Annotated in this window: 10 protein-coding genes; 5 read left to right on the forward strand and 5 right to left on the reverse strand. The window is 66.4% G+C overall.

Features of this window, described 5'->3' with window-relative positions; all coding sequences use genetic code 11:
• Positions 1–41 precede the first annotated feature (41 nt).
• Positions 42–881, reverse strand: a complete 840-nt coding sequence (gene mepA, locus AC1DV8_RS06145; RefSeq protein WP_477156840.1) for a penicillin-insensitive murein endopeptidase — start codon at positions 879–881, stop codon at positions 42–44.
• Positions 882–1,100: 219 nt separating this feature from the next.
• Here mepA and AC1DV8_RS06150 point away from each other — a divergent pair, with 219 nt between their 5' ends.
• Positions 1,101–2,087, forward strand: coding sequence for a phosphoribosylaminoimidazolesuccinocarboxamide synthase (locus tag AC1DV8_RS06150; protein WP_477156841.1), 987 nt, complete (start codon positions 1,101–1,103; stop codon positions 2,085–2,087).
• 28 nt (positions 2,088–2,115) lie between these two features.
• On the opposite strand, the gene AC1DV8_RS06155 is transcribed toward AC1DV8_RS06150, so the two are convergent.
• Positions 2,116–3,387, reverse strand: coding sequence for an MFS transporter (locus AC1DV8_RS06155; protein WP_477156842.1), 1,272 nt, complete (start codon positions 3,385–3,387; stop codon positions 2,116–2,118).
• A 238-nt stretch (positions 3,388–3,625) separates the two neighbouring features.
• Here AC1DV8_RS06155 and AC1DV8_RS06160 point away from each other — a divergent pair, with 238 nt between their 5' ends.
• Entirely contained in the window at positions 3,626–4,606 is a 981-nt protein-coding gene (locus AC1DV8_RS06160; RefSeq protein WP_477156843.1) for a tagatose kinase, read from the forward strand.
• Between the two features lie 51 nt (positions 4,607–4,657).
• On the opposite strand, the gene pglB is transcribed toward AC1DV8_RS06160, so the two are convergent.
• The 3 genes from pglB to AC1DV8_RS06175 form a co-directional block, all read right to left on the reverse strand.
• Entirely contained in the window at positions 4,658–5,923 is a 1,266-nt protein-coding gene (pglB, locus tag AC1DV8_RS06165) for a polygalacturonase PglB (RefSeq protein WP_477156844.1), read from the reverse strand.
• Between the two features lie 240 nt (positions 5,924–6,163).
• Complete coding sequence (locus AC1DV8_RS06170) at positions 6,164–7,258, reverse strand: ABC transporter ATP-binding protein (RefSeq protein ID WP_477156845.1); 1,095 nt, start codon at positions 7,256–7,258, stop codon at positions 6,164–6,166.
• A gap of 192 nt (positions 7,259–7,450) precedes the next feature.
• The gene (locus AC1DV8_RS06175; protein ID WP_477156846.1) at positions 7,451–8,653 is read right to left on the reverse strand and encodes an ROK family transcriptional regulator; all 1,203 of its coding nucleotides are present in this window, start codon (positions 8,651–8,653) and stop codon (positions 7,451–7,453) included.
• 291 nt (positions 8,654–8,944) lie between these two features.
• On the opposite strand from AC1DV8_RS06175, the gene AC1DV8_RS06180 reads away from it, so the two are divergent.
• From AC1DV8_RS06180 to AC1DV8_RS06190, 3 genes are read left to right on the forward strand one after another with little or no spacing between them, the layout of a single operon-like run.
• A complete protein-coding gene (locus AC1DV8_RS06180; protein ID WP_477156847.1) occupies positions 8,945–10,072 on the forward strand; it encodes an ROK family protein in 1,128 nt (375 codons plus the stop codon).
• Positions 10,069–11,880, forward strand: a complete 1,812-nt coding sequence (locus tag AC1DV8_RS06185) for an amylo-alpha-1,6-glucosidase (protein ID WP_477156848.1) — start codon at positions 10,069–10,071, stop codon at positions 11,878–11,880. The genes AC1DV8_RS06180 and AC1DV8_RS06185 overlap by 4 nt, the downstream gene beginning before the upstream one ends.
• Positions 11,877–13,115, forward strand: a complete 1,239-nt coding sequence (locus tag AC1DV8_RS06190; RefSeq protein ID WP_477156849.1) for an ABC transporter substrate-binding protein — start codon at positions 11,877–11,879, stop codon at positions 13,113–13,115. The genes AC1DV8_RS06185 and AC1DV8_RS06190 overlap by 4 nt, the downstream gene beginning before the upstream one ends.
• Positions 13,116–13,119: the final 4 nt, after the last annotated feature.

The following is a 13,119-nucleotide window of genomic DNA, read 5'->3' on the forward strand; positions in this document are numbered from 1 at the left end:
GATGACTGACCGCTTCTGGCACGAAGCGGACGTTCACGCGGCTACTTCGCGTCGAGAACCATCTGACAGGCCTTTGGCAAGTCGGCCAGCGTGAGCGGTGGGGACGGTGTGGTGGCCTTGTAGGGCTCTTCGGTGAACCAGTAGTCGAGCTCCTCGCCGCAGCCATCGCCTGAGGGTACCGGGTCCTGATTGAGACAGTTCGCAGCGCCTGCCGGGCAGGCGAGGCGGACGTGGAAATGGTCGTCATGACCGTACCAGGGACGCACCTTGTTGAGGAAGCTCGGGTCGCGCCACTTGGTCGCGCACAGCGACTTCTTGATGCCGGGGGCGACGAAGATGCGCGCGACGCCCGGCAGCTGCGCAGCGCGATAGATGAGCAGCCGCTCCGCTTCGCCGAACAGCTTGGGGTCGACGTTGCGCGTGCCCTTCCGCAGTACCGATACGGCGGAGAGGTCCTCGCGCTCCGCGGCGCTGAGCGTGTGATCGGGCATCGGTTGCAGCCAGATATCGACATCGAGGCCGATCTGGTGCGAGGCGTGTCCGCTTTTCATCGGCCCTCCCCGCGCCTGCCCCATATCGCCCACAAGGATACCCCGCCAGCCATCCTGCGCGGAGGATCGGGCGAGCGCCGCGATGTAGTCGACGAGTTCCGGCGTCCCCCATCGACGATCGCGCGACAGCCGCATCGCCTGCCAGCCCGGCCCATCCGTGGGGAGCTGCACCGCTCCCGCAATGCAGCCCTTGGCATAGCCGCCGACCGGGATGGAGGGGCCTGTAGTAGGGCCGGTTACGGCGCCGAAGAGGTCACGGGCAGGCTGCTGGGCGAGTGCTGGTGAGCCCAGCAGGAGGATGCCGAGTAGGCAGCAAAGGAGGCGGAGCATGATCGGGCCATCGCCGTTGTGAATCACCGTGATCATAGCAGCGTATGTGGCCTGCGGCTGCCGCCTGCACACACACCGTCTCCGGCTATTGCCACCCCGGGTGGCGCCGCCGGTGATGGCGGCCCGGCAAAAGGTGTGGCCGATCAACCCGGCAGATGCGATACGCTGGAAAGTGGGCTTGGGTCGGTGCCGGGGCCCATACTCCGTCAGGAAACCACCATGTCCACGATCGACGAAACGAGGCTCGCCGCCAGCAGACACCAGGTCCTGAGGGAGGCGATCGACCCGCGCCTGCCCGGCCTCTACCGCGGCAAGGTGCGCGACAATTACGACCTGCCGGACGGGCGGCGTATCCTTGTCACCTCCGACCGCCTGTCGGCCTTCGACCGGGTGCTGTGCTGCGTTCCGTTCAAGGGCCAGGTGCTGAATGGCATCGCCCGGTGGGCCTTCGATCAGACTGCCGATATCTGCCCCAACCACGTGCTGGACACCCCCGACCCGAACATCGTCGTCGGCCGGCGTCTCGAGATCCTGCCGGTGGAGATCGTCGTGCGCGGGTACCTGGCGGGCACCACCAGCACCTCGATCCTCACCATGTATCGGGCTGGCCGCCGGCAGATGTATGGGCAGTCGCTGCCCGACGGCCTCGTCGCCAACCAGGCGCTCGAGACGCCGATCATCACACCCACCAGCAAGGCCGCCGACGGTGCTCATGACGAGCCGCTGACTGAAGGCGAGATCCTCATGCGCGGTCTGCTTAGCGAAGCCCAGTGGCGGCAGGTGAGCGAAGCCGCCCTCGCGCTGTTCACCCGGGGCCAGGCGCTGGCCGCCGAACGCGGCCTGATCCTCGCCGACACCAAGTACGAGTTCGGGCTCGATGCCGAGGGAACCCTCCGCCTCGCCGACGAGATCCACACGCCCGATTCCAGCCGCTACTGGCGGGCCGACACCTATCCCCAGCGCCTCGCCGCCGGGGAGCGCCCGGACAGCTTCGACAAGGACGTGATCCGCGAGTGGGTCGCCGCGCGATGTGATCCGTACAAGGAGGATGTCCCGGAAATCCCCCCGGAACTGATCTGGAAGACCGCCCTGACCTATGTCGAGGCCTATGAGCGGATCACCGGGCGCACATTCGACCCGCCCCCGCCCACCCCGCCGGTGCACGAGCGCGTACTGGCGGCCCTGGAGGCTTTTCACGAGCGCTGAGATTCATCCTGAATAGCTGGAGCGTCTGCTAGGCCTCCCGGACGTCCTGGAAGCCGACCAGCGCGAGTGCGCCCACGGCAGCGGCAAAGGCCGCGATGCCGACCCAGAATGCGACGCCAAAGCCAGTCATATCGGCGAGGAGGCCACCAGCGGGAGCGCCAAAGACGATCATGGCGCGGTTCACGGAGCGCCTGGTGGCAACCACACGCGCCTGCAGGAGGTCGGGCATGGCGCGTTGCCAGATGCTCGCCTCGCTCGCGTTCTCCACCCCTATGCTCAGGCCGAACAGCGCCTGTCCAAGCGCCAGCACCGCAACCGACAACCACAACGTCGACTGATCCGGCAGGAGCGCCACAGGTATCCATGCGAGGCAGGCCAGTGCGCGACAGGCGATGACCGTCAAACCTTCACCGAGCCATCGGCCCACCCTCACTGCCACGAGGCTGCCTATCAAGCCTGCCACCCCGGCAGCAGCATAGATGAATCCGAGCCAGAAGGGGCCGAGGTGCAGCGCCTGCAGCGTGTAGGCGACCAATGCCGTGCCCACCAGTCCGTTGGCGAAGAACCAGACATGGGTCGATAGCGCCAGCGGCCCCAGCACCTTGTGTCCGTACATCCAGCGGACGGCCTCGCTGACCTCGGTGTGCAGGGTGCGCAAGGGGCCGTTCGGCCTCTGCGGCGGCTCGTCGAGGCGAATGGTTGCGATCGCGGCAGCGGACCCGAAGTAGGACGCGGCGTCGACGAGGACGGCCAGCGGAGCGCCAAGGAGCGCAATCAGCCCGCCGGCAACAAAACTGCCCGACGTCTGCGCAACGGTGGCCCCCTGGTCGATGCGGGCGTTCGCCGCGAGCAGGTAGCGCCTGGGGACCAGCCTTGGCAGCACCGACTGGCTCGCGGCCCGGTTCAATATGGTCAGGACGTTGGACACGAACATGATCGCCATCAGCGCGGGCGTGCTGAGGCCGCCGATGATCCACAGCAGCGGCAGGAGGCAAAGGACCAGGCCGCTTGCGATATCGGTGACAATGAGAACCTGAAGCCGCCGGAAGCGGTCGACGACAGCCCCCGCCATCGGGCCGAGGAACAGGTTCGGCAACAGCCCGGCCATCGTTACGAGGCCAACATCCGTCGCCGTGCCGCCGAGCAGCAATACAATTGTTGTCTGGATCGCGAGAGTGGTCACGTAGCTACCGAAGCCCGAGACCGTTTCCGCTGACCAGAATGCGAGAAAATGAGGAAGCCGGAATACATCGGCGACATTGGCCGATCCGGCATCAAGCGATGTATTGTCGCTGCCCATCGATAGTCCTCAGGGGCCTGTCACGGGACAGCTGCTCTTGCCTGCCGATTAACGCATATCCTTTGGTTTGCACAAAGGGCGAAGGCGAAGGAGCCGCCCCCTTCTGGCGCAAAGCGGACGACCGCTGCGGTCTTACCGTCGCATCTGCCCCAGCGAAGCCTACGCGTGGTACTGATCGCTTCCCCTAAATCACCTGGCGTCCTCTTCGCCGAACGCACCAACTGCGGGTAGCTACCGAATGCAGAACGCCGTCTTGTCACCGGACGAACTGGGTCCGACCGTCTGCGCCGGCGAGATCCTGGTCGAGATCGTTGCGACGACCGTCGGCGAGGGGTTCCTGGCAGCACAACCGCTGGTAGGTCCCTATCCAAGCGGAGCGCCGGCGATCTTCATTGATCAGTGCGGGCGCCTCGGCGGCCGCGCCGCCATGATTGGCGCTGTCGGCGACGACGACTTCGGTCGAGTTAACCTGGACCGGCTGCGGATGGACGGAGTCGATGTGTCCGCGGTAGCCATCGATCACGAGTACCCGACGGGCAGTGCATTTGTTCGCTACCGTGCGAGCGGCGAGCGGGATTTTGTCTACAACATCGCCAACTCGGCTGCGTCCAGGTTCGGCTGGGATGACGCGGTCGATGCCCTTGTCCGCCGCGCTGGCCACATTCACGTCATGGGCACAGCCCTCTCGATGCCGAGCGCCTGCAGCGTCATTGACCGAGCTGTCGATATCATCAAGGCGAGGGGTGGAACGCTGTCGGTCGACCCCAATCTTCGCAAGGAACTGCGGCCAGACGCGCGGATTGAACGCCAGTTCACCGAACTCGTGGCAAGGGCAGACCTCCTCCTGCCGAGCGGTGATGAACTCGAGCGCGCGGCCGGTGTCGCCGGCGAAGCGGCGGCGCTGCAGCGCCTTTTCGACCTCGGCGTCGGAGAGGTTGTGCTGAAGCGTGGGGTGGACGGGGCCACCTGCTTCAGCCGGGACGGATCCCGCCTAGACGCCGCGGCATTCGAGGTGACCGAGGTTGACCCTACTGGTGCGGGCGACTGCTTTGGCGGTGCCTATGTGGCCTGCCGCCGCCTGGGTATGGGGCCTGAGAAAGCCCTGACCTACGCCTGCGCGGCCGGAGCTCGCAATGTGACCGTTCGGGGGCCGATGGAAGGCGCTGGGACGCGGGCCGAACTCGACGCGTTTATCGCTGCTACCCCAAGGGGATCGTGACGCCGACTGAGCTTACCAGCGTCAAGTCATGCGGGTCGCTCCACGGCTCCCTCAGATAACCCGCTCAACCACCACATCGTCCAGCGACAACCCGTCCACCCCCGAAGCGAACACCCCAGGCAAACCGCCGGGGTAGTCGACGAGGCCGATCACCACGCCGTCCGCGCCCTTGGTCCAGGCATTGGCGCGGCCCGAGGCGGTGGCTGATGGGGCGAGGTCGGCCGGGGTGGGCCTCAGGTCGTAGCGGCGGGCGGTGCCGAGCGTGCCGAGGCGTTGGGCAATGGCGATGCGGCTGAGCCGCACGTCGTTGATCCCACCGGCAACCGTCGAGACGAGGTTGATCGCCCCTTCCATCGTGCCCGAAATGTCCTCGACGACGAGACCGGAAACCGCGCCCGCCGGCAGTTCCGGCCGGCGGGTGACCACCGTAACGGTCAGCGCCTCGCCCGAGCCCCAGAAGCCGTCCGGTGTCTCGTGGCACTCGAGCGCGATGCGCGAGAAGCGCACGTCGCTGATCCGGCCGCCGTCGCGGGAGAAGATCCCAAGCGCCCGGTTGGAATCGACCACCGTGCAGTCCTCGAACACGATGCCGGTGACATCGCCGAAACTCTCGGTACCGATCTTGAGGGCGCAGCTCTGGCTCGAGACCCGGCAATTGCGCACGGTGACGTTGCTGCAAGTGCCGATGCCTGCCGCGCGGCGGGTGGTCTTCAGGCACACGCCGTCATCGGCGGTGGAGATCTCTACCCCCTCGACCAGCACGTCATGGCAGCTGTCGATGACCAGCCCGTCGGTGTTGGGCAGCCGCCGGTCGTTCTCAACCCGCACGCGCGTCACCCGCACATCGCGGCAGGCGACGAGGTGCATCGTCCACATCGGCGAATCCGTGATCGTGACGCCGGAGATCTCGACGTCGCTGCAGTCCTCCAGCACCAGCACCCGCGGCCGGAGTTTGGCCGGGATCCAGGTGCCCACCTCCGGGTCGTCACCCGCGATATAGGCCCGCCCGGGCGCCGCGATTTCGCCCTCGCCGGTGATCGCGATGCCGGTGGCGCCCTGGGCGACGATCAGCCCGCGATCCGAACCCTCGGCGATGACGCTCACCACGTTGCCTGCCATCGCGTCGTAGTCCGGCGCCAACCGCAATACCGATCCTGCTTCGAGGTGCAGGCCGATCCGGTCACGCAGCCGCAGCGCCCCGCACGAATGCTCCCCCGCCTCGAGCACCACCCTGCCCCCGCCCTCCGCGGCGAGTGCGTCGATGGCGGACTGGATGAGCACGGTCTGGTCGGAGGTGGAGGCGGGGATGAGGGTCATACGACTGTCCAGAGATAAGTATGTATTTTCAGCTACTTATAAGATTTCTTCACCCACTGGCCTACCTTCTCCCCTTGTGGGAGAAGGTGCCCGAAGGGCGGATGAGGGGCATCTCTCCGCGAACTCTGTCGCTCGTCGCTTCGCTCCGATCGCGCAACGCAAGCGCTGCGGGACCCCTCATCCGGCGCTTCGCGCCACCTTCTCCCACAAGGGGAGAAGGCAAGCCGCGGCATCGCGCCCTCACTCCAGCGGCTTAAGCACCAGCCCAGTCGCCCCATCGAACACATGCACGAACTCGGCCGGCGCCTTGAGCGGTACCCGCTGTCCCGGCTCGAACGCCTTGTGCTCGGGCACGTGGAAGATCGTCTCCGTCTCGGTGCCTTCGAGCTTGCCGTACACATAGGTCTCGGTGCCGATGCTCTCGGCGTAGTCGACCACGAAGGTCACATCCGTGCCCTCGCCCACGAACCGCAGATGCTGGGGGCGAATCCCAAGCTCGATCGCCGCCCCTGGCGCCAGCGAGCCGGCATCGACCGCCAGTTCCACCGCCCCGAGACCGGGCACGGTCACCACCGCGCCGCGTTCGTTACGGCTGGTCAGCACGCCCGGATAGACGTTCATCCGCGGCGAGCCGATGAAGGTCGCGACGAACTTGTTTGCCGGCCGGCGGAACAGCTCAACCGGGTTGCCGAACTGTTCGAGCTTGCCGCCATTCAGCACCGCGATGCGGTCCGCCATGGTCATCGCTTCGATCTGGTCGTGCGTCACGTAGATCATGGTCGCGCCGAGCCGCTTGTGCAGGCGGCTGATCTCCGCGCGGGTCTGGACGCGCAGCGCTGCGTCGAGATTGCTCAGCGGCTCATCGAACAGGAACACGTCGGGGTCGCGCACGATGGCGCGGCCGATGGCGACGCGCTGTCGCTGGCCGCCCGACAGCTCCTTCGGCCGCCGATCGAGGTAAGGCTCCATCGCGAGGATGCGGGCCGCCTCCAGCACCTTGGCATCGATCTCGGCCTTGGGCAGCCTTTCGTTCTCGAGCCCGAAGCTCAGGTTCTTGGCCACCGTCATGTGCGGGTACAGCGCATAGGACTGGAACACCATGGCGATGCCACGCTCGGCCGGCGACAGCGCCGCGACATCGCGCCCGCCGATGACAATCTGTCCGCCGGTGGTCTTTTCGAGCCCCGAAATCATCCGCAGCAGCGTCGATTTCCCGCAGCCCGACGGCCCCACGAAAACGACAAACTCGCCGTCCGCCACATCGAGGTCGACGCCCTTGATGACCTTGGCGTCGCCGAAATCCTTGGTCACGCCCACCAGTTGCAGTGATGCCATCTACCCGCTCCGTCTCTCCCGTGAAGCTTCACGGCTGCTGGGAACCCATACTGCGGACGATTGCTTCATTCGTCAATATGACGAACAAACTCCGTCGATCGTGTGCCGCGCATCGACCACATTGGCAGAAGTTCATGGCCTAGCGCTGTACTTTTGCGCTGTTCCCGACCGGTCGAAGGCATGGATTTCCAGTCAGCGGCGGCCGGCGGGGACGTCGCGCTTGTTGGGGAGCTCGCGGGGGCTGAAGAGGGAGTTGTGGAGTTCGCCGAGCGCGATTGCGGCAGCGCCGACGACCGTGGCGCGGGGACCGAGGCGGCCGCATTCGATAGGGACCGGGTGGCGCGTGCAGGTGGGGAGGATCTTGCGGATCAGCTCGACCAGCTCGGGGCGGCCGCCGATATTGCCGCCCATCACGATCTTGGCCGGATCGATCACCGCCGTCACCGTGGCGACCAGCAGCGCCGCGAGGCGGGCCGACTCCTCGACGGTGACGATCGCGGCGCGCTGGCCCTCGTTGTAGCGGTCGAAGATGTCGCGAACCGGGGTGCCGGCCGGGCCGCCGGCGAGGTGGTAGCGCCCGGAAATACCGGCGGCGCCGAGCGCATTCTCGAGCGCCCCGCGCTCGACGCTGAGCGGCGCGAAGGGGTCGGAGCCGAGCGGCAGGTAGCCTACTTCGCCCGCCGCCTGGGCGGCGCCGCGCAGCAGCTTGCCGTCCACCAGGATGCCCAGGCCGACGCCGGTGCCGATCGAGATGAAGCCGAAATAGCCCTCGCTCGGCTGGTGCGTTTCCCAGTACTCGCCGATCGCGCCGGCATTCACGTCGTTCTCGAATGTAACTTTACAATCAAGCGCTTGCCGGATCGAAGAGGCGACGTCGATGGTGCCCATGTCATCGAGATTGGGCGCGAGACTCAGCCGCCCCGAGGCCGGATCCATGACGCCGGGAATGGCGACCGTGGCGTGTAGCAGCTTGCTCGCCGGCAGCCCGGCCTGCGCAAGAATCGAGGTCTTGAGCGCGCCGATCTGTTCGATCAGCCGCATGCCGCCGGCCGGGTCGGCCGGCACTTCGCTGTCGAGGACGATGGCGCCCGCGATGTTGGCGACCGTGGCGCGGATGGTGCTCGAGCCGAGGTCTATCCCGAGGACACACCCCGCTGCCGCGTCGACCTCATAGCGCACCGCCGAGCGGCCGACGCCGCCCGAAATCATGCCGCTCTCCCTGACCCAGCCGCGCTCGGTGAGCACCCGGATCACTTCCGACATGGTCTGCTTGGAGAGGCCGGTGGTGCGCGACAGTCCGGCCCGCGAGGCGGAGCCCTCGCGCAACAGCACGTCCATCACCGCCTGTACCGATAACTGCCGAAGCACCCGGGTTGGTGCGACCAGATCGTCCACCGGAAAGCCCGTCCAAATTTGTTAAGTCACCGACCTAACTGCGGACATTCGCCCAACCTGTCAAGTCAGCACCGCACCACCCCCACGCTCTCCAGCGCAAGCCGCGCGCACCCATGGAAATCGGCGTCTTCGACGCGCCCAAGTCCGGCAAAAGTCCAGCGTTAGATCATGAACTTCTGCCAGTCTTTCGCATGAACGCGCAATTCCGACCGTAGAATGAACGTTCCACCCGCTTGACAAACAGAACGTATCGTCATTCATTCGTCATGTTAACGAACAATTGGCGCCTGTATGTCCGACCAGCAGCTCATGGACGCTATCGATGCGGTGGCCGCCCGGCTCAGGGCCGGCGCGCCCCAGGCGTCGGTGCTGGATGGGATCGCCACTGGAGCCGACGCGCTGCGCCTGATGCGCGCCGCGGGCTGGATCGAAACGCGGGGCAGCGAGCTTGCCGTGTCCGGCCGGCGGGGTGCGGTGATCGGCCTGGACCTCGGCGGCACCAAGCTCAGAGGCGCGATCGGCAACGCCGCAGGCGAAATCCTCGCTGAATTCGACGAGCCTACCGCCAACCACGCCAAGGACAGCACGCTCGCCCAGATGGCGGACATGGCCCGCGGCCTTGCAGCGCGCGCAGGTATCGCGCTCGAGACAATCGAGCACGTCGCCGTCGGCGTGCCGGGGATCGTCGCGCCCGATGGCGGCGTTGCGCTGTCCCCCAATGTCAATTTCGACCGCAACACGCCGCTTGCCGAGACGCTCGGCAAGATGCTGAGCCTGCCGGTCAGCGTCGACAATGACGGCAACCTGTCGGCCTTCGGCGAGTACACGGCAGGCCGTGGCCGCGATCGGGGAACGCACTCCCTGGCGTTCCTCGCTCTCGGCACCGGTGTCGGCATGGGCCTCATCGTCGATGGCCACTTGCTGCACGGCAACTCGGGCGGCGCCGGAGAAATCGCTCTCCTCCCCTTCGGCGCCGACCCGTTTTCAGCAGCCCGCCTGCATCCTGGCGGCGCCTATGAGGCCGCGGTTGACACGGACGGTATCCGCAATGCCTACGCCAATGCCACGGGTAGCGACCTCGAGGTACGCGACATCTTCGATCGTGCCGAGCAGGGCGACGAAGCCGCATCGGCAGTCGTCGCCGACACTATCCGCAACATCGCGCTGGGTGTCGCGACGGTGATCGCTTTGCTCGACCCCGGTATTGTGGTCGTCGGCGGCGGCATCGGCGCCCGTCCAGGCCTCGCCGAGGCAATCGGTAAACTCACTGCGCAACTGGTGCCGACGGCGTGCGCGGTCGTCGCGAGTGCATTGGGCGACCGGGCCGGCGTTGTCGGAGCCCTCCAGTTCGCCAGCCGCCAGGCGCGGCTCAGCCTCATCGAAGGCACTACCAGTACGACCCGGGGAGCGGCGGCATGACCATCTCGGCCCGCTATCAGCACGGCAACAACGTGATGACGGCGCGGCCGGATGGCCTGATCGATTCCGCCGAGCCGGTGCTGCTGCCGATCATGGCGCCGCGGCTGCAGGGCGATTGCGAACCGGACGGGAAGATCACCCTAGCGTTGTGGGGCGCGGGCACGCTGGGCACCGTGAGCTTCACAGCCATTTCCGGGCCCTTCGTCTACGGACCGAACCGCGTCACCGGTAGATCGGGCGGCGTGTATGTTGCGCAATCCGCCCCGGTGATGGTGATCCGGGGCGTGACAGTTGTCCGGGCGGCCCCGTCCAGACGGGCGGCCTGGTGGCATACGGTCGACCCCAAGGACGTCGCCACCCGGACAAGCCGCAAAGGCTCCCTGCGGTTCACCGAGCTTGCCTGGGGCGCGTTCATCCTCGATCAGCGCGGCAACGATCTGGTGCTGAGCGTCGGCGCTTCCCGCGACGAAGCCGAGGCTGCCCTGCGGCTGACAATCGAAACCGTCGTTGCCGAAGCCGAAGCCTATGTGCGGCGTTGCGATCGCTTGCCCGAGGCCGATCCCGTACTGCGCTCGATGGTCAGCCAAGGCACGCACGCGGCCCTCTCCAGCATCCGGCAGGACGAGCGCGGGCGCTTCGCCGGCCTCGCCGCCGGACAGGCTTACAGCGCCCCTGCCCGCACGTACTATCGCGACGGCTATTGGACGCTGCAGCCGCTGTTGACGCTGGCGCCGGAAGCGGTGCGCGACCAGCTCCGCCTGCTGGCGGTCGGCGTCCAGCCCGATGGCGAGGCGCCGAGCGGCGTCATTCTCTCGGGGCAGGCACAAGCCGCCGCGTGGGACAAATTCCGTCGCGGCGACAAGGTCTATGCGGGCGAGCACCTCCGCCAGGGCGACTGGTGGAGCGACCACTTCGACAGCCCACTGTTCTTCATCCTGACCCTAGGCGACTACGTCGCAGCGACCGGCGATATTGAGGAGGCGCGGCGCCACTGGACCACCGTTCGATCCATCGTCGACCGCTATATCCGCGCCGCGGGAGCGGACGGGCTCCCCAAGAAGCCCAACCACGACCGCGACTGGGCCGACAACGTCTATCGCGAAGGGTACGTCTCCTACGATATCGGCCTGTGGGTCGGAGCGCTCGACGCCGTGGTTCGGCTGGGCAAGACGGTCGATCCAGTGCTCGCCGAAACGGCGCGGTTCCAGGCCGAGCTGGCACGGCTCAACATCGATAGTGCCCTCTGGGTGAAGTCGGCTGGCAACTACGCCGATTTCGTCAATTCCGACGGCTTCGCCGAAGACCACCTGACCCTCGATTCACTGACCCTGCTGCGCTACCGCGCGGTGTCAGATGCGCAGGCGAGGACGGTGGTTGCCGATGTCGCCAAGCGCCTCGAGAGCCGCCACAACACCGAGCAGCCCTATGGCGACTGGGGCATGCTGTGCGCCTATCCCCCGTTCAAGCGGGCAAAGGACGTGCGCGCCAAATCCGCTTTCGCCTTCCGCTATCACAACGGTTCGGACTGGCCCTACCTCGACGGTCTCTACGCCGAGCAGCGCCTACGCCTCGGTCTGAAGGGCGCGCGATACGCCCTCACCCGCTGGTGGGAGGCCTGCCTCGCGAGCGGCTGGCCGGGGGCCATTGAATACTATTCGCCGCCTTTCGGGCGGGGATCGCTGCTCCAGGGCTGGAGCGGACTGCCAGCGCACATCGCTGTACAATACCGCGATGAGCTCCTGGCAGAAGGGGACGAGCCCGCGTCAATCGCTCCCGTCATGGACGGAGTAATAGGAGGACCATCATGAGCTTCATTAGGAATGCCGCATTTGCCCTAGTGGCGGCGACGGCGATCGCAACGCCGGTCGTCGCTTCCGAACTGCAGTTGGGCTGGTATGTCGACGGCGACGAGCAGGAGCAGGCGCTCCGCGGACTGCTGGACGAATACACCAAGCTGCACCCCGAAACGACTTTCGACCTGCAGATCACGCCCTATGACGGCATGTCGGAAAAGTTCCGGCAGTATGCCGCTTCAGGCATCATGCCGGACGTGTCGCTGACCTCGTCGATGGAGCCGGTTGTTCGCCCGTTCCTCGTCGACTGGGCCGAGGTGAACGGCAAGGAATGGATCGACCAGTTCGTCAAGGGCTGGGCCGACGGCGCCAAGCTCGGCGACAAGGTGATCGCCGCACCGCTCGACGTCACCGCAGTCGGCATCTTCTACAACGCCGATGCCTTCGCCAAGGCCGGCATCCCGCTGCCGGCGCAGGGCGCCACCTGGGATGAGGTGCTTCCGGTGCTGAAGCAGGTCTCCGAAAAGGCCGGCGTCCGCTTCCCGCTGGTCTGGGACGTGTCGGCGCACCGCTACCTCACGTACCAGTTCCAGTACGGCAACCACATCTATTCGGAAGACGCCCCGGTCAAGGTGGCGATGGATGATGCGAGCTGGGTCACCGTGCTCAAGCAGTTCGTCAAGATCACCGAGGACTACATGCCGCCGGGGCTCTGGTCGGGTTCGAGCTCGGACAAGCCCTACGACATGTTCGTGAACCAGCAGGCCGTCGCCTATATGTCGGGTAGCTGGCAGATCGGCAGCTTCAATGACAACGCCAGCTTCAAGTGGCAGGCTGGCCCGACGCCCAAGGGCACCGTGTCGTCGTCCAACGTGGGCGGCAACTACCTCGTCGCCTTCAACACCTCCAAGCACCTCGACGAAGCCACGGCTTTCGTGACCTGGATCACCTCTCCGGACGTCCAGGCAGAATACGCCAAGGTCTTCGGCCTGCTCCCGGCCAACAAGCTGGCGCCGGCAGTTGCCTACTCGAGCGAAGATGCCGCCGCGGCGGTGAAGAACTTCCAGGTGGAGCTCGACAGCTCGCCGCGCTATGCCGCGACGGACCAGGCCTGGCCTGAAATGCAGGCCGGTGTCTGGGACGCCGTCAAGAACAGCGTCACCCAGGTGGTTGCTGGCCAGGTGACGCCAGAGGAAGCCGTTGCCAGCCTCCACGCAGCAGCTGAAGCTGCCATCACGGCGGGGAAGTAACGAC

This window comes from Devosia sp. P3_B2 (assembly GCF_056402875.1).

Bases quoted from the DNA above. Each gene is read 5' to 3' on its own strand.
- AC1DV8_RS06155 (WP_477156842.1), bottom strand. From the start codon at position 3,387: ATGGGCAGCGACAATACATCGCTTGATGCCGGATCGGCCAATGTCGCC.
- AC1DV8_RS06170 (WP_477156845.1), bottom strand. From the start codon at position 7,258: ATGGCATCACTGCAACTGGTGGGCGTGACCAAGGATTTCGGCGACGCC.
- AC1DV8_RS06150 (WP_477156841.1), top strand. From the start codon at position 1,101: ATGTCCACGATCGACGAAACGAGGCTCGCCGCCAGCAGACACCAGGTC.
- AC1DV8_RS06190 (WP_477156849.1), top strand. From the start codon at position 11,877: ATGAGCTTCATTAGGAATGCCGCATTTGCCCTAGTGGCGGCGACGGCG.
- mepA (WP_477156840.1), bottom strand. From the start codon at position 881: ATGCTCCGCCTCCTTTGCTGCCTACTCGGCATCCTCCTGCTGGGCTCA.
- AC1DV8_RS06185 (WP_477156848.1), top strand. From the start codon at position 10,069: ATGACCATCTCGGCCCGCTATCAGCACGGCAACAACGTGATGACGGCG.
- AC1DV8_RS06160 (WP_477156843.1), top strand. From the start codon at position 3,626: ATGCAGAACGCCGTCTTGTCACCGGACGAACTGGGTCCGACCGTCTGC.
- pglB (WP_477156844.1), bottom strand. From the start codon at position 5,923: ATGACCCTCATCCCCGCCTCCACCTCCGACCAGACCGTGCTCATCCAG.
- AC1DV8_RS06180 (WP_477156847.1), top strand. From the start codon at position 8,945: ATGTCCGACCAGCAGCTCATGGACGCTATCGATGCGGTGGCCGCCCGG.